Genomic DNA, 16,093 nt, shown 5'->3' on the forward strand with positions numbered 1-16,093 from the left:
CTGGTCCGCATCCATTGAATTTTGAGGTAGGTGTCTTACTGCAAGCGGGATAAAACAGGAATTTTGGAAAATGATGTAGAATGAAATGAATGATAATACGTGAAGGTAGGGGAATGTATGACAACATTTAATTGGCATGAATCAGCAGAGAAGAAATGGGATAGTAGTGCGGAGTTTTGGAATAAAAATAGTCAGGAAATGTGGGATAGCGGGAGTAGGAGCACAATTATTCCGTTTTTTGAACAATACGTAAAGAAAGAAGCACAAGTGCTCGATGTTGGTTGTGGTGATGGGTACGGTACATATAAATTAAGTAGCGCAGGCTATAAAGCAGTGGGAGTAGATTTATCGGAAGTGATGATTCAAAAAGGTAAGGAGCGCGGAGAAGGACCAAATTTATCTTTTATAAAAGGAGATCTTTCTGCATTACCATTTGAAAATGAGCAATTTGAATCAATTATGGCAATTAATTCTTTAGAGTGGACGGAAGAGCCATTACGAGCGTTAAATGAAATAAAGCGTGTGTTAAAGAAAGATGGATATGCATGTATTGCAATTTTAGGACCGACAGCAAAGCCACGAGAGAACAGTTATCCTCGCTTGTATGGAAAAGACGTTGTTTGTAATACGATGATGCCTTGGGAATTTGAACAGTTAGCGAAAGAACAAGGTTTTAAAGTTATAGATGGCATCGGCGTATATAAGCGCGGAGTAAATGAGAAGATGTTAGGTCAACTACCTACAGAGTTACAACAATCGTTAACATTCTTATGGGTATTTATGTTAAAAAACGTATAAAGAAATGAAAGAATTTTTAGGAGGTAAATAAGTGCAGAAAATACAAAAAACTGATACAATATCATCAGAACCAATTAAAGGGGGACTAGGGTATATGACAACTACTACAACAGTGAAATCCGATATTGAAATCGCACAAGAAGCGAGTATGAAGAAGATTCAAGAAATTGCAGCTGATTTAAATATTTTAGAAGATGAATTAGAGCCATACGGGCATTATAAAGGTAAGTTATCTCTTGATATTTTTAAGCGCTTACAAGATGAGAAAGACGGTAAAGTTGTTTTAGTAACAGCAATTAACCCAACTCCAGCTGGAGAAGGTAAATCAACAGTAACAGTTGGTTTAGGTCAAGCTTTTAACAAAATTGGTAAGAAAACAGTAATTGCACTTCGTGAACCATCTCTTGGACCGACGATGGGATTAAAAGGTGGAGCAGCAGGTGGCGGTTTTTCACAAGTCGTACCAATGGAAGACATTAACCTTCACTTTACTGGAGATATCCATGCGATCACAACTGCTAATAACGCATTAGCAGCGTTTATTGATAATCATATCCAACAAGGAAACACACTTGGAATTGATACGCGTAAAATTGTTTGGAAACGCTGTGTTGACTTAAATGATCGTGCCCTTCGTAACGTAGTAATTGGTCTTGGTGGACCTGTACAAGGTGTACCACGTGAAGACGGTTTTGACATTACAGTCGCATCTGAAATTATGGCTGTATTCTGCCTTGCAACAGATATTCAAGACTTAAAAGCGCGTCTATCTCGCATCGTAGTTGCTTATAACTTTGCAAATCAACCTGTAACGGTTAAAGATTTAGGTGTAGAAGGTGCGTTAACGCTATTATTAAAAGACGCATTAAAACCAAACTTAGTACAAACATTAGAAAATACACCAGCTATCATTCATGGCGGACCATTTGCGAATATCGCTCACGGTTGTAACAGTGTTATCGCTACAACAATGGCAGCAAAATTAGGTGATTATGTTATTACAGAAGCTGGATTCGGTGCTGATTTAGGCGCTGAGAAGTTTTTAGATATTAAAGCTCGTGCAGCTGGTATCAAACCAGAAGCAGTTGTTATTGTTGCGACTATTCGTGCACTTAAAATGCATGGCGGCGTAGCAAAAGATCAATTAAAAGAAGAAAATGTAGATGCATTAGCAAAAGGTATGGAAAACTTACAGAAGCATGTTGAAACAATTCAAAGCTTCGGTGTGCCTTTCGTAATTGCAATTAATAAATTCATTACAGATACAGATGCAGAAGTTACATACTTACAAGAGTGGTGTAATGAGCGTGGCTATGCAGTATCCTTAACAGAAGTTTGGGAGAAGGGTGGCCAAGGCGGAGTTGACCTTGCTGAAAAAGTACTAAAAGAAATCGAAAAAGGTGAGAACAACTACGCACCACTTTATGAATTAGAATTACCATTAGAAGAAAAAATTCGTACAATTGCTCAAAAAGTATATGGCGCAAAAGATATTGAATTTGCCCCGAAAGCACGTAAGCAATTAGCTCAATATGAAGGAGAAGGTTGGAGTAACCTACCAGTTTGTATGGCGAAAACACAATACTCTCTTTCTGACGATGCAACGAAATTAGGTCGTCCATCCGACTTTATCGTTACAATTCGTGAGCTAAAACCATCTATCGGTGCAGGTTTTATCGTTGCGTTAACAGGTACAATGTTAACAATGCCAGGTCTTCCAAAACAACCAGCAGCACTTCAAATGGATGTAAATGAAGATGGAAAAGCAGTAGGTTTATTCTAAAAGGTTGTAATTCATCTCGTTTATCTGTAAACTATATATACATCAAGTGGCGCCTTTCCATCGAAAGGCGCCTGTTTTTTGGAGGAAATTATGTTTGATCCAACTGCTTTTGACAATTTAAAAGTAATCGTAGAAGGTGCTGTGTATGATTTTGATCTACATGGAGATATTCTTGTAACAGATCGAAAAGATATGATGGACCTTGCCTCATTAAGTCGTATATATCATATCTCATTTCAATTAACAGAACCGTTCGAACCATTAGTAGAAGCAACATTTTCATTATCTGTGGATGCAAAGAACTTGTCTGGTGAAATACTAGAAGTGCCTCAGTTTACACCAGGTTGTGAAATGAAGCTAGCATTTTCATTCCCGTTAGAACAACCAGAAGTAGGATGCGAAGAAATTGAAACTTTAATGCGTTCTATATGGGGAAAAGAAAGAATGATTATGCAGAAAGTTTCATACGAATATAATAAGCGAGCGATTTCATATCATAATAAGGTAGAGGTTCTATTTCAAAAAGCGATTACAGAAGACCATGTTGATGATTTAATAGCTGTTATTTCACACATGATAGAAACGGTGCGAACAATACAGCATTTTCTTCAAAAATAGAGATAAAGGAGAAAAACAAATGATAAAAGATATGCAACCATTTTTACAACAAGCTTGGGAGAAGGCTGGTTTTAAAGAATTAACTGAAATTCAAAAACAAGCGATTCCAACTATTTTAGAAGGACAAGACGTTATAGCTGAATCTCCAACTGGAACAGGAAAAACGTTAGCGTACTTATTACCCCTTTTACATAAAATTAATCCTGAAGTAAAACAGCCACAAGTTGTTGTTTTAGCGCCAACACGTGAACTTGTAATGCAAATTCATGAAGAGGTTCAAAAGTTTACAGCAGGAACTGAAATTTCAGGTGCATCTTTAATTGGTGGTGCAGATATTAAGCGCCAAGTTGAAAAATTAAAGAAACATCCGAGAGTAATTGTCGGTTCACCAGGACGTATTTTAGAATTAATTCGTATGAAAAAGCTAAAAATGCATGAAGTGAAAACAATTGTATTTGATGAGTTTGATCAAATTGTAAAACAAAAGATGATGGACGCAGTACAAGATGTAATTAAATCAACGATGCGCGACCGTCAATTAGTATTCTTCTCAGCGACAATTACCAAAGCGGCAGAAGACGCGGCACGTGATTTGGCAGTTGAACCACAAGTGGTACGTGTAACACGTGCAGAGTCAAAAAGCTTAGTTGAGCATACGTACATCATTTGTGAGCGACGCGAAAAAAATGATTATGTAAGAAGAATTATGCATATGGGCGATGTAAAAGCAGTTGCTTTCTTAAACGACCCATTCCGTTTAGATGAAATTACTCAGAAATTGCAGTTCCGTAAAATGAAAGCAGCAGCTCTTCATGCAGAAGCAGGTAAGCAAGAGCGTGAAGCAACGATGCGTGCATTCCGCGGCGGAAAATTAGAAATTCTACTTGCTACTGATATTGCAGCACGCGGTATTGATATTGATGATTTAACACATGTAATTCACTTAGAATTACCGGACACAGTAGACCAATATATTCACCGCTCAGGACGTACAGGACGTATGGGTAAAGAAGGAACTGTCGTATCTCTTGTAACTCCACAAGAAGAGCGCAAATTACTACAATTTGCGAAAAAACTAGGCATCGTATTTACGAAGCAAGAAATGTTCAAAGGAACATTTGTAGAATCGAAGCCACCAGCACCTAAGAAAAAGAAACCAGCATTTACTGGGAAGAAAAAGCCTAGATAAATAATGGGGAAGGCGTAACTATTTATAGTTACGTCTTTTTGTTTGTAATTGAATAACAAAGGGAATTTAAATGTATCTATCTTATAAGAAATATCGATAAGGGTGAATCATTTCTCATTTAGTTTGTACAAGGAAGTAATATAAAAAAGTCGAATATTAAACTGATGCGAAATAATAAAAAGAAGGTACATATATGGATAGGAAATTAGGAATGTTTTTGAATACGAAACATATTGAAGTAAACGAAGGAATACAAAAAGCAAGGGAATGGGATTTAGAATATACTCAATTATATGCTATGAATAAAAACTTCAACTTAGCTAATATTCCAGTGGTAGAATGGACTGCTTTAAAGAAAAGCTTATCTTTTAATGGGATAAAGATTCCATCATTAGCAATTAGTTTTGGAGAAAATGGAATTACAGGAACAGAAGCTGACAGTGCAATAAATCAGATTAAATATATTACTGACAGAGGTTTGGAGCTGGGAGCAAAGATAATAACAGCTCATATTGGGAAAGTTCCAGATGATGAAAAAAGTGAGAGCTATGATAAAATGGTGCGGGTTTGTTATGAGATAGGGGAATTAGCATTCAAATTTGGGGGAGTCTTTGCTATTGAGACAGGATCTGAAAAAGCAATAGTATTAAAACGATTTTTAGAAAATGCAAACTCGAAAGGACTAGCTGTTAACTTTGACCCAGCAAATTTAATAAGTGATGTAAATGAAAATCCGTTAGAAGGTTTATTACTATTAAAAGATTATATAGTACAAACTCATATTAAAGATTGTAAAGAAGTGAAAAGTAATAGTTCAAGTAAGTATATAGAAGTAGCGGTAGGAAATGGTGAAGTGGATTTCGATATATTCTTCAAAGTATTAGATGAAATTGGATTCGACGGATATAACATGATTGAAAGAAACAATTATTTTGACGAACTGGATGGGATGAGTCAGTCGATAAATTTTGCAAAGAAGTACATACCAACTCAAAAGGAATAACGATACCAGCTGTAGAAAGCTACATAGAATGTAAAAAAACAATAGGAGGAATACAAATGATTCATAAAGTAGGACAAATTATGTTATATGTAAATAATCAAGATGAGGCAGTAAATTTTTGGACGGAAAAGGTAGGGTTTCATGTAGTTGCGGAGGAAGATAACAAGCAAGGAATGAGATGGATTGAAATTGCTCCAACTAATGGTGCTGAAACGAGCATTATATTACATAATAAAGAAGTTATTTCGAAAATGAGCCCAGAATTAAATCTTGGTACACCGTCCTTAATGTTCTTCTCAGAAAATCTGGATCAATTATATGCAGGTTTAAAAAATAAAAATGTTACTGTTGGAGAAATGGTAACTATGCCTTCTGGTAAAGTGTTTAACTTTGCTGATAGTGAAGGGAATTATTTTGCGGTTATGGAGAAGAATCAATAATAATATTGCTATGTGAAAATCCCCCTCAAATATATTGAGGGGGATTAAATCTTTGAAGTGGATTTTTCATGAGAGAGTTGTTTAATAAAAAATGCACCTTTTTCAATAGCGGTTTCAATGTAACCGACAATTTGATTAAACGTAAACACCTGTAAGTCTTCATGCAAATGTTGCTCGGGATACAACATATCTTCAAAAAGATACTTTCGAAAAGCTAAAACGTTTTCTTTAGAAACCTCTTCAATATCCACAATGTGAGCCTCTTGATTGAGAAGAGAGAAGAGCTGTTGTTCTTTATCGTAATGATGAAGCAACTTTGCATTTAACAATTTAAAATCGTTATAGTACAGGGGTGCGATAGTTTCGTCATTTTCTATTCTATTTTTTAGCCATGGTAGAAAAAAGCCACTTAGCCAATTATCATCGGCAATGAGGTGGGTGTAATAGCCTAAAATAAAGGGGGAATCTATATGTGCTTCGTATTTATGAAAAAATGAATCATAATCTATTCTTCTCGTATAGTTCTTCGTTGTACCAGCATAAAAATGTGAGGTTCCTTTTTCTTTTTTTGAATGAACAGCATCAGGGGCTACAGCTCCAAGTAAGAAAGAAGTTTTATCTTGAATAGATAGTTTCTCAGCAATACCGTTAGCGATAATAACATGCATAATTCGTGATCCCATGAATGCCACCTCTGTTTCAAGTATTCATTTCAGGAAGAAGACTGAACAGTTAGTATTACTTTCCCTGTACTTTTTCTACTTTCGACCCATTCATGTGCTTTCCCTGCATCTTGAAGGGGAAAAGATTTTGTAGCTTTCATTTGCAAACTTCCGTCACGCAAATAACGGAAAACTTCATTTGCCGTTTCTTGGAGTAGTTCAGGACGTTTTTTCCGTGTAGTGCCAAAGCTAAAGCCTAGTATAGAGCGGCAACTTGCGTGTAAATCTTTCGTTTTGAAATTGCCAATTTTACCGCTTGCATTACCGAAATGAACGAGGCGACCGTAATAAGCTAGGCAGTTTAAACTTCTTTCAGAGACAGTTCCAGAAATAGAGTCCAAAATTATATTCACTCCTTCTCCGTTTGTCAGCTCATTGACTTTCTCTACAAAATCTTCATCTTGATGACAAATAACATAATCAGCTCCAGCATCTAAAGCGATTTCTTTTTTCGTTTCACTTCCGACAGTACCGATAACTGTTCCAGCCCCTAATCGTTTTGCAAGTTGAATCGCGGTAGTACCAATTCCGCCAGCAGCTGCATGAATCAGCACGGATTCATTTTGTTGAAGCCTTGCAACATTCACGAGTAAATTATAGCTTGTGAAAGATACGATCGGACAAGCAGCTGCAGTTTGAAAGTCGACTTCATGGGGTAAAACGAAAGTGAGATTTTCATTTGAAACAACGTACTCTGCGTAAGATCCATTTTGAGGAAAAGAAATGACACGCTGTCCAGGTTGAATATTTTTCACATGAGAACCGACGCGTTCTACAATACCAGTTGCATCTATTCCTGGAATAAAAGGTAGTGCTTTATTTCCTTTTTTGCCATAACGTGATTTAATATCAGCGAAATTTACACTAGTAGCAACAACGCGAATTAAAACTTGATCTTCTGAAATAGCCGGTATATCCAAATCTGTATATTTCATCACTTCAGGACCACCGAACGACGTTACAACGATAGCTTTCATCATATATCCTCCTAAATTTGACTATATAAATCATTTTAAATCTTTATCAGAAATTGGAAAATTATATAATAGTTATGCGTGGTTATAAGTGAAGCTTATGAACTCATCGGATCATAATATTAATTTATATAAAAAATTTTTTCGGAAAAATCGAACGAAATATGAATTACTTGTCAATATATAGTGTAAGGCAAAGGAGGGCTGGAATATGAAGGCTGAAATAGATTACGCACATTTAATTCGATTAACTTTATCAGGAAATAAAGAAGCGTATAGCGAATTGTATGATGTAACGATTCAAGAAGTATATAAAACAGCACATTTTTTAATTGAAGATAAAACGGATGTAGATGATGTCGTTCAAGAAGTATACATACAGCTATATGAATCGCTTCGTAAATATGATAGCGAGAAGCCATTTCGCCCTTGGCTAATTGGGCTTGCGATTAAACAAATTCATTCTTATAGAAGAAAGAGGTGGATGCGACTACGAATTATGAAAAAAGCAGAAGAGCAAAGAAAGCCAGTGCAAATTGATTTTTCTAACGATGTTGTAAGTAAAATATCAAACCAAAAACTAATCAAACTCATTCATAAATTACCGTATAAATTGAAACAAGTTATTATCTTAAGATACTTATACGAATATTCACAAGAAGAAGTAGCACAAATATTACATATTCCAATTGGTACAGTGAAGTCTAGAATTCATGCGGCATTAAAGAAACTACGTCAAAAAGAGCAAGTAGAAGAAATCCTTTTAGGAGAGGTAGGGAATGTGAAATGAGTTTAGATTGTAGAGTTAGAGAATCTATACGAGAAGAAGCGAAGGGGATTGTTGCCCCGCCGGAGTTAAAAGAAAAAGTAATTGTTCAAATCAAAATGAATCGCGGGGGAAGTAAGGTGAAGAAACGTCTTATCGCCGGAGTGCTTGCAGCAGCATTTTTAATCCCTACGACCGGTTTTGCATATCAATCTATTATGGCGGATGGTATATACGGATCTTTTGAGAATTTAAAAAAACACGCCGGAGCGATGACATTAGAAACGTATATGCGTTTTAATGCAAAATTATCAGAAGCGAAAGATGAAATGAGTTCGAAGGAATATGAAGAGTTTACAAAAGAACTGAAAAAATTAACTAATGCAAAGCTTGCGTACGGGGATTCGAACGGTAATATAGATTATGATCAATTATCACCAGCTAAAAAAGAGGAATTGAAAAAGGTAGTAATGGAGCTTCATCCGTATTTTGATAAATTAAATGGCCATAAATCTAGTAAAGAAGTATTAACGCAAGAAGAGTTTGATCATCGCTATATGGAAGCTTTAATGACACATGAAATAGTACGAGTGAAGACAAAATCAACTGGTGCAATAAAAATAGAAGAAGTACCTGAGGCGTACAAAGAAAGATTTATTAAAGCGGAGCAGTTTATGGAGTATGTAGATGAAAAGGTGAGATAAGTAAAAAAGCTCAAAGCTTTAGTTTTGAGCTTTCTTTATTAAAAGAAAATAGAGCATTCAATTATATTTTTTCATCGTTGCATTGTCCTTTTGTATAAAACAATCTAAAAGGGAATAACCAGCTATTAAACTAATAATCGTAACAAAAGTTGTATTTATTAGAATAATATTAACTAAATAAGGTAGGTATTCGGCAAGTGGTGAAAAGAGTAGTGCTGGGGAAAAGGAAATAAATAGTGTAGGCACTGTAATAGCAATAAATTTATCCGGTTGAAAGCTCCAGTTTTGTTTACTCGTTTCGCGATTAATAGATTGAAGGAATCGTAATAAAATGCCAACTATAAGAGGGAAGAGTGTAAAGTAGAATAATCTTGGATAAACGTTAAAGTTCACTTGTGCATCTGTATCTAAATAAAATTGAATTTTTACTCCTACAAATAATAATAAGACGATAAATAATGTGAAGCAGAGGTATAGCATCACTTTTTGCATTATATTCCACCATCCTTTACTCAAAATATATTCGAAAAAAGAAGAGATATACAATAACTACTGTTGTATATCTCTTCTTTTACTGTTAGTTAATAGTGGAGTTTGCTTTTTTTTGCTTCGTGAAATAATCAATAATGCCCATTGCGCTAATTTCTATATCTAGATGTAAAATATTATAAACGGAATGATCTGATGGAACGTTTAACTTTGTAAGATGAGAAGAGATTTTATCCATTAACAAAGTTTGTAAAGCTTTAGTTGCTTCATCGAAATCATTATACTTTTCAAAGACTTCCTTACCAGTATGAACGAAAATAGGTAGCCAATATTCCAGTTGATTATATACTTCTGTAACATGAGAGGATGCACCGTAATGACCGAAATAAATAGTATCTACATTCATACTTTGAATGTGATTTTTAGAAGTAATCATCGCATCTGGTTGGAATTGTGAAGGGGACGTTGATGGTAGATATAACTCTACATCAACGTCTGCGAGTTCTCTATAATAAATTCCAATTGTATCGCCAGTAAAAATCCCGTTTGTTAATGAATCGTGAATGCTAATATGGTGCTTCGCATGTCCTGGTGTATCATAAAATGTAAGGGTACGGTTTTTTGCAATTTTTAACGTATCACTATGTTGTACAATATGAACACGTTCTTCTTCAATTGGAAGAATTGGATCAAAGAGTTTATCGAAATCTTCTTTGTAGACAGCTTTTGCACCCAAAATAAGTTTTGTTGGATCAATCATATGACGAGCACCACGAGAATGCACATATAACGTAGCATTTGGGCACTTTTCCATCATTAAACCAGCTGCGCCAGCGTGATCTAAATGCACATGTGTAACGATAATGTTTTTAACATCGTTTAAATCAATATGTAATTGTTGTAAGCCGTCTAAAATATACGGAAGAGAAGGGGCTGCACAAGTTTCAATTAAAGTAATATCGTCACCTAATAAAACGTACGTACCTGTTCGTTCATTATGCTGTAAATCGAAATCATCAATAAGATATAGGTGAGAAGATAATTGCTCTACTTTTTTCATAGTTATCACTCCTTATATACTGCATGTTTTTATTATACGCTAAAATAGAAAAAAGGCAGAAAACGAAGCTCGTCTTCTGCCTTTTTGTAATATTATTATTTCGTTTGTTGTTTATTAATAGACATAATGAACAGTCCAACAATCCCGCCTGCTAATGGAAGCATAATCTCTCCTGCTAAATTAAAGTAGGAGCTTAAGAATAAACCATTTACATCGATTACCCAGCCAGTAACATACAATAACATCATATATAGTACGAAATAAAACTCGCGATTTGAAATCGTTTCATGTTGTGCAGTTTTCATAATGAACACCATCCTTTTCTTTTATAATGGAATATAAACTGTCACATTTTGTTCACATTTCAATTGTAAAACTTTCCATCATAAAAGTCTAGTAGTTTGTGTCGAATTTTCGAACGGAAATAAAGCGCTATCATTACAACTTATAAGTACGTAATAAGAGCTGGATATTCACGAATGTAGTATAGTATAAACATAGAATGATAGTGAAGAGAGGGGCAAAGACAATGACAGTTTATGATTTTTCAGCTAAAACAATTACAGGTGAAGAAAAATCGTTAAAAGATTACGAAGGAAAAGCACTTCTTATTGTCAATGTAGCTAGCAAATGTGGTTTCACACCACAATATAAAGGATTACAAGAGGTATATGATAAATATAAAGACCAAGGACTCGAAATACTCGGATTTCCTTGTAACCAATTCGGGGGACAAGAACCAGGTACAGAAGCGGACATTACTAGTTTTTGTGAATTAAACTACGGTGTAAACTTCCCGATGTTTGCAAAGGTTGATGTGAAAGGTGATAAGGCTCACCCTCTATATACATACATGACAGAACAAGCACCAGGTTTACTTGGTATGAAAGCAGTGAAATGGAATTTTACGAAGTTTTTAATCGGAAAAGACGGGAAAGTAGTAGGGCGTTTTGCTCCGCAGACGAAGCCGGTAGATTTAGAGGTTGAGATTGAGAAGGTGCTTGGGGAATAAGTAGGAGTTTCACTTTATTAAAAAACGTCTCAAAGAACAATGTAGTTCTTTGAGACGTTTTCTTTAAACTCAAATTTTCAAGATTAAATAACTGTATCAAAGCCATCTGATTTAGGTAGAGAAGCTGCTTTTTTCATAAGCACTTCCCATAAGTGTACGGATTTCTTCCATTCTACCGTAGCCTGCCCCTGTTGATACATAGCGTTCTCATAACTGGCAGTAAGTTGTTGCATATCGGCCGAGTTGTAAAGTGTATCGATATGGAGAGCGTATTCTCGGAATGTTTGACTTTCACCCCGTGGTATGCCAATTCTCGCAAATTGTTTTAAAAGTGCACCGTAAGCTTTTTGATAAACAGCATCATCTTTTCGGTATTTATAGAAATGAATAATAAGAAATGTCATCCATTTCATTCTAGTGGTGAAGAGAATGTATCCTATAATACTAATTAGTATCGTAGAGAGGAATACGTACCACCAAGAAAAACTAGTTTTAGAATTTGTGACCTTTTTAGTAGAAGCTTCTTCTGTATTTTCAATTAAACTTTTAAGTTTTGCTTCATTATTTCGTTGTTGTATTTGCTCGTTATTAGAATTATTTGCTTCGCTATTTTGTGAAATAGGAGCAGGCGTATTATTTATAAAATTATAGGGATTAGTAAATCCTTTTGTCGGTTCGAATGGAATCCATCCGTATTCTGGGAAATATACTTCGACCCAAGAGTGTGCGTTATCGTTCGTGATTGTATAAACATCCTCACCTTCTGCAGAGGCAAGTGTATTGTCAAGAGTTCCTTCTGTATAGCCTTTCACCCAGCGAGCTGGAATCCCGGCAGAACGAAGTAGTACAATCATAGACGTCGAAAAATTATTACAGTAGCCGCTTTTTGTATCGAAAAGGAATTGATCTACATAATCTTGGCTTTTGGCAGGGAATGAGACATTCGTTGATTCGTATGTAAAAGAGTTGTCTGTGAAGTAATTTTCAATAGCTAATACTTTATCATATCGGTTGTCTTTATCATTTGTAAGATTGATAGCCAAGTCTTTTACGCGCTGTGGTAATGACTCGGGAAGTTGTGTGTACTTTGTCATAAAATAAGGATTTGTTTCTTGACCTTCATTTGTTTTTACAGCTTTCAAGTTTTTTATGGAAAACTCAGGGATCTCATATGTTACTTTATACGAATGTAAAGTAGTAGAAGAGTCTCCATTCATTGTATAAATTTTTTCTGAAAACGGGTCAACACTGTATGATACATCAGAAGAAGCTTCAACTGTTACTAATCCTGCTGGATAGGTAAGGTGAGGGTAACTTTTTTGCATGGTAATTGTTGCCTCAGTAGTTTCTGTTTTTGTATTTTGTTCGTACCAGCTTACGACGTCGTTTTTATTTTTAAAAGAAACCTTTTTCGGATTTTCAGAAACCTCCCAGCCTTTTCCGGTATAAAAATCTTTCGTTTCGACTCTCCAATATTGTTTGTTTTGCGTTCGTGCTGTGAAAACAATTGTAGGATCCGCCTTAAAAGGACCACCTAATCGTGAGTCATCTAAACCATACCCAATTGTAGAAACTTTTTTTTCTTTACTTGCTTCAGATGTGTTGAATTTTAAGAAATCCATTGGGTTTGGCCATTGAGGGCCAAATTTTGGAGCAAAGTATGCGATGGTTGCTAATAATACAATAAATATTGTAAGTGGTCTAAGTAATTTTGAGATTTCCCTAGCATAATTTTGTAAGTGTTCACGTTCTTTTATTCGTTCTACTTGAAGAAGACTAAGCATAAAAAAGCCGATGACAACAGTACGAATAATAGCGTAGTTTGCATTGTATAAATGTAAGTTATGAAAAGTTGCGATATAAATAATAGTCAATACAAGAAATAGAAACCCACGTTTTTTATGAATAATCCAAAATGAAGTAAAAGAACTCAAAAACCAAAATGAGAGAAAAAATAAAACCGTCGGAAAAACTGGAGAAATATCTAGTAAATTCCCTTGGAAAAACAGGGAGGAATTTCGAAACATATCAGAAAAGAATGCTGTTAGCCAAGATGGATTTATAAAAGCATTTTTATAATATAGGGAATGAATGATAAATAGGACTGTGACAATTTTTATTGGAATCTGCCACCTCGTTTGAAAAAAAGAGAGAGCGAAGCAAATTCCTATAAATGTTACGAAAATATCTAATCTACCTACATTTGTAATACCTATAAGAGGTCTTAGCCATTCTAGTAAAAGAAGAAATACACATGCATGCATAAAGAATCTGTTCGTATCCCACTTGTATTTTGTTTGTAATGTTATCATTTGCTCACCTCAAAAAACACGTTTGTATAACGGTTTTCATAAACCGTGTTTACAAATATTTGTCGTTTTTTTAGAGTTTCTATTATACTGATTTCTCGGTGTGAAAGTTGATTCGCTTTTTCTTTCACGACAAAAACCATACATTTTCTATTTCTTATAGCAGCACAATCAGCCGCCTTTTGAATATCGGGAGAAAGATTACTGGTCACGAGTATAACCGTGACGGGCTCATAAATTTTTCTTAGTTCCATGTCTACACTCTGGGAGAGCGGGAATACACTGTCTGCTTGCACTTTTGCTAAATGACAAAGGATTTGTTGTAACTGCGTATCTCCATTGTCTAAAGGGAAAATAGTTTGTTCTTTTCCGATAGACACGAATGATGCTGGTGAATTTTGTTTCAAGACAGTCCTTACGATAGAGGCAGTAAATGTGACGACTGATTCGAATAGAGGAGACTCGGTTCTGTCTATGAATATCATGACATTATGGCTGCGCTGTTGTTCAAACTCTTTTGTCATAATAGTGTTTGTTCGTGCAGTTGCTTTCCAATCAATCCATGAAAAGCGATCACCAGGTTTATAGTCTCTGACACCGACAGAGATTGTAGAGTCTTTTGCTGAATTTATATTTGCTGAAAGCGCTCCTTGTTCGAAATGATTTTCCAATTGTCGATATGCTATATCTACATACTGGGGATAGACTAAAAATGTATCTGGAACTGAAAAAGTTACTTCTTTCTCTATCATGCCGAATAAATCGCCAGTTTTTACACGAACGCTTGAAAAAGTGTGCTCGCCTCTAGAGATTGTGTCAATAACATATTGAAACGAAATATTTCGTTTCAATCCTGGGAAGAGTACTACCTTATTCATCTTTGTTTGTTTACAACTTATAAATTGTGGTGGCAGTTCATCTTCTATAACTAAATAAAGTAAGGGAAAAGGAAATTTTCTTTTTATTGTAATCGTGCTTATAAATTGTTCTCCTACTACATATCCATTTTGGTTTGTTATTCGTCTTACTTCAGCGTCCCGAAAAGCGTAAAAGGGGAGTAGTAGTGAATAAAGAGCAATGGGAATTGTGCTGTAAAACAAAAACCAACTTACAAACCCTCCTTGAAACATAGCGTACACAAATGTTAAGACTAGACATAAAGGGAGTAGCAATAACTTCGTAACGTGATATAGCGCTCGCAGTATTCGTTTCATCAAGGGTTCATCGTCCTTTGAGTCGGCACAGTAGTTCGTGCAACGATTTTTGCGATAACTTGTTCTCCAGTTATTCCTTCAAATTTTGCTTCCATTTTTAAAATGAGTCTATGTGCTAAAACGTAAGGAGCTAAAAATTTAACATCGTCTGGAATAACATAATTTCTGCCATGGATAAATGCATAAGCTTGTGAAGCTTTCATTAAAGCAATTGAGCCACGTGGACTTGCACCTAGCTGTATAGAACTGTACGTACGAGTCTGATTAACAAGTTTTACAATGTAATGCTTAATTGCTTTGTCCATACTTACTACCCGTACGCTTTGTTGTAAATAAATTAATTCTTCTATTGTAGTAATGGTCTGTAATTGAGAGAGTGGATTTGTTTTTTCCATCCGGTTTAAAATTTCAAATTCTTCTTCTGGTGTAGGATATCCCATTTTTAGTTTCAATAAGAAACGATCGAGCTGAGCTTCTGGTAGAGAATATGTTCCTTCATATTCGACCGGATTTTGTGTAGCCATGACAAAGAACGGCTTTGGTAAAGGCCTTGTAATGCCATCGATTGTAATATTGCCTTCTTCCATACATTCAAGTAAAGCAGATTGTGTCTTTGGAGATGTACGATTAATTTCATCAGCAAGTACAAAATTCCCCATAATTGGTCCAGGCTTGAACTCAAATTGGAGCTCTTTCGGATTATAAATAGAAACTCCTGTTACATCTGACGGCAATAAATCAGGTGTAAATTGAATTCGCTTATAATCAGCATCAATGGATTTAGAAAGAGCACGTACTAGCATTGTTTTCCCGACACCAGGAACATCTTCTAATAGCACATGACCGTCAGCTAAGAGAGCTGTCAAAGCTAAGATCGTTTCTTTTCGTTTTCCGACCATTATTTTTTCAATATTATTGATTATTTTTTCTACAGTGGGATGTAATGAATCAAGCTGGGGCATCGTAATCCTCCTAATGTTATTATCGTTTTCTAATCTATTTAGTGGACATA

Annotated in this window: 17 protein-coding genes; 9 read left to right on the top strand and 8 right to left on the bottom strand. The window is 35.3% G+C overall.

Annotated features, from left to right (window positions below; genetic code table 11):
* The first annotated feature begins 117 nt into the window (after positions 1 to 117).
* From BUA87_RS01850 to BUA87_RS01875, 6 genes are all read left to right on the top strand, one after another.
* The gene (locus tag BUA87_RS01850; protein WP_000206577.1) at positions 118 to 798 is read left to right on the top strand and encodes a class I SAM-dependent methyltransferase; all 681 of its coding nucleotides are present in this window, start codon (positions 118 to 120) and stop codon (positions 796 to 798) included.
* 94 nt (positions 799 to 892) lie between these two features.
* Positions 893 to 2,581 (top strand): formate--tetrahydrofolate ligase, encoded by a 1,689-nt coding sequence (locus tag BUA87_RS01855; RefSeq protein ID WP_014482011.1) that lies wholly within the window; start codon positions 893 to 895, stop codon positions 2,579 to 2,581.
* A 90-nt stretch (positions 2,582 to 2,671) separates the two neighbouring features.
* Complete coding sequence (locus tag BUA87_RS01860) at positions 2,672 to 3,199, top strand: hypothetical protein (protein ID WP_071714380.1); 528 nt, start codon at positions 2,672 to 2,674, stop codon at positions 3,197 to 3,199.
* Positions 3,200 to 3,218: 19 nt separating this feature from the next.
* Positions 3,219 to 4,388 carry a DEAD/DEAH box helicase gene (locus BUA87_RS01865; protein WP_072938254.1) on the top strand — a complete coding sequence of 390 codons (1,170 nt, stop codon included), beginning with the start codon at positions 3,219 to 3,221 and terminating at the stop codon, positions 4,386 to 4,388.
* 193 nt (positions 4,389 to 4,581) lie between these two features.
* Positions 4,582 to 5,391: a sugar phosphate isomerase/epimerase family protein gene (locus BUA87_RS01870; protein WP_065228735.1), complete on the top strand. Its 810-nt coding sequence runs from the start codon at positions 4,582 to 4,584 to the stop codon at positions 5,389 to 5,391.
* A 56-nt stretch (positions 5,392 to 5,447) separates the two neighbouring features.
* On the top strand, positions 5,448 to 5,831 hold the full coding sequence (locus tag BUA87_RS01875; RefSeq protein WP_000581475.1) for a VOC family protein: 384 nt from the start codon (positions 5,448 to 5,450) through the stop codon (positions 5,829 to 5,831).
* 44 nt (positions 5,832 to 5,875) lie between these two features.
* On the opposite strand, the gene BUA87_RS01880 is transcribed toward BUA87_RS01875, so the two are convergent.
* Positions 5,876 to 6,514: a zinc dependent phospholipase C family protein gene (locus BUA87_RS01880; protein ID WP_000535626.1), complete on the bottom strand. Its 639-nt coding sequence runs from the start codon at positions 6,512 to 6,514 to the stop codon at positions 5,876 to 5,878.
* Positions 6,515 to 6,543: 29 nt separating this feature from the next.
* Positions 6,544 to 7,530, bottom strand: a complete 987-nt coding sequence (locus BUA87_RS01885) for a quinone oxidoreductase family protein (RefSeq protein WP_071714379.1) — start codon at positions 7,528 to 7,530, stop codon at positions 6,544 to 6,546.
* Between the two features lie 208 nt (positions 7,531 to 7,738).
* Between BUA87_RS01885 and BUA87_RS01890 the strand changes: the two genes are divergently transcribed.
* Entirely contained in the window at positions 7,739 to 8,317 is a 579-nt protein-coding gene (locus BUA87_RS01890) for a sigma-70 family RNA polymerase sigma factor (RefSeq protein WP_000642665.1), read from the top strand.
* Positions 8,314 to 8,997: a DUF3600 domain-containing protein gene (locus BUA87_RS01895; protein WP_000050704.1), complete on the top strand. Its 684-nt coding sequence runs from the start codon at positions 8,314 to 8,316 to the stop codon at positions 8,995 to 8,997. The genes BUA87_RS01890 and BUA87_RS01895 overlap by 4 nt, the downstream gene beginning before the upstream one ends.
* Before the next feature lie 57 nt (positions 8,998 to 9,054).
* Here BUA87_RS01895 and BUA87_RS01900 read toward each other — a convergent pair whose 3' ends face one another.
* From BUA87_RS01900 to BUA87_RS01910, 3 genes are all read right to left on the bottom strand, one after another.
* On the bottom strand, positions 9,055 to 9,489 hold the full coding sequence (locus BUA87_RS01900) for a hypothetical protein (RefSeq protein ID WP_001174535.1): 435 nt from the start codon (positions 9,487 to 9,489) through the stop codon (positions 9,055 to 9,057).
* An 85-nt stretch (positions 9,490 to 9,574) separates the two neighbouring features.
* Entirely contained in the window at positions 9,575 to 10,546 is a 972-nt protein-coding gene (locus BUA87_RS01905; RefSeq protein WP_072938258.1) for an MBL fold metallo-hydrolase, read from the bottom strand.
* 95 nt (positions 10,547 to 10,641) lie between these two features.
* Positions 10,642 to 10,851, bottom strand: coding sequence for a DUF3925 domain-containing protein (locus BUA87_RS01910; protein ID WP_000844983.1), 210 nt, complete (start codon positions 10,849 to 10,851; stop codon positions 10,642 to 10,644).
* A gap of 224 nt (positions 10,852 to 11,075) precedes the next feature.
* Between BUA87_RS01910 and bsaA the strand changes: the two genes are divergently transcribed.
* A complete protein-coding gene (bsaA, locus tag BUA87_RS01915; RefSeq protein ID WP_000219434.1) occupies positions 11,076 to 11,558 on the top strand; it encodes a glutathione peroxidase in 483 nt (160 codons plus the stop codon).
* 83 nt (positions 11,559 to 11,641) lie between these two features.
* On the opposite strand, the gene BUA87_RS01920 is transcribed toward bsaA, so the two are convergent.
* From BUA87_RS01920 to BUA87_RS01930, 3 genes are read right to left on the bottom strand one after another with little or no spacing between them, the layout of a single operon-like run.
* Positions 11,642 to 13,870 carry a transglutaminase TgpA family protein gene (locus BUA87_RS01920; RefSeq protein WP_061661188.1) on the bottom strand — a complete coding sequence of 743 codons (2,229 nt, stop codon included), beginning with the start codon at positions 13,868 to 13,870 and terminating at the stop codon, positions 11,642 to 11,644.
* Positions 13,867 to 15,081 carry a DUF58 domain-containing protein gene (locus tag BUA87_RS01925; RefSeq protein WP_000821908.1) on the bottom strand — a complete coding sequence of 405 codons (1,215 nt, stop codon included), beginning with the start codon at positions 15,079 to 15,081 and terminating at the stop codon, positions 13,867 to 13,869. The genes BUA87_RS01920 and BUA87_RS01925 overlap by 4 nt, the downstream gene beginning before the upstream one ends.
* On the bottom strand, positions 15,081 to 16,043 hold the full coding sequence (locus tag BUA87_RS01930) for an AAA family ATPase (RefSeq protein WP_001135799.1): 963 nt from the start codon (positions 16,041 to 16,043) through the stop codon (positions 15,081 to 15,083). The genes BUA87_RS01925 and BUA87_RS01930 overlap by 1 nt, the downstream gene beginning before the upstream one ends.
* Positions 16,044 to 16,093 lie beyond the last annotated feature (50 nt).

The sequence above is a fragment of the Bacillus sp. bc15 genome, from assembly GCF_900142585.1.
GTDB classification, from domain to species: Bacteria; Bacillota; Bacilli; order Bacillales; family Bacillaceae_G; genus Bacillus_A; species Bacillus_A cereus.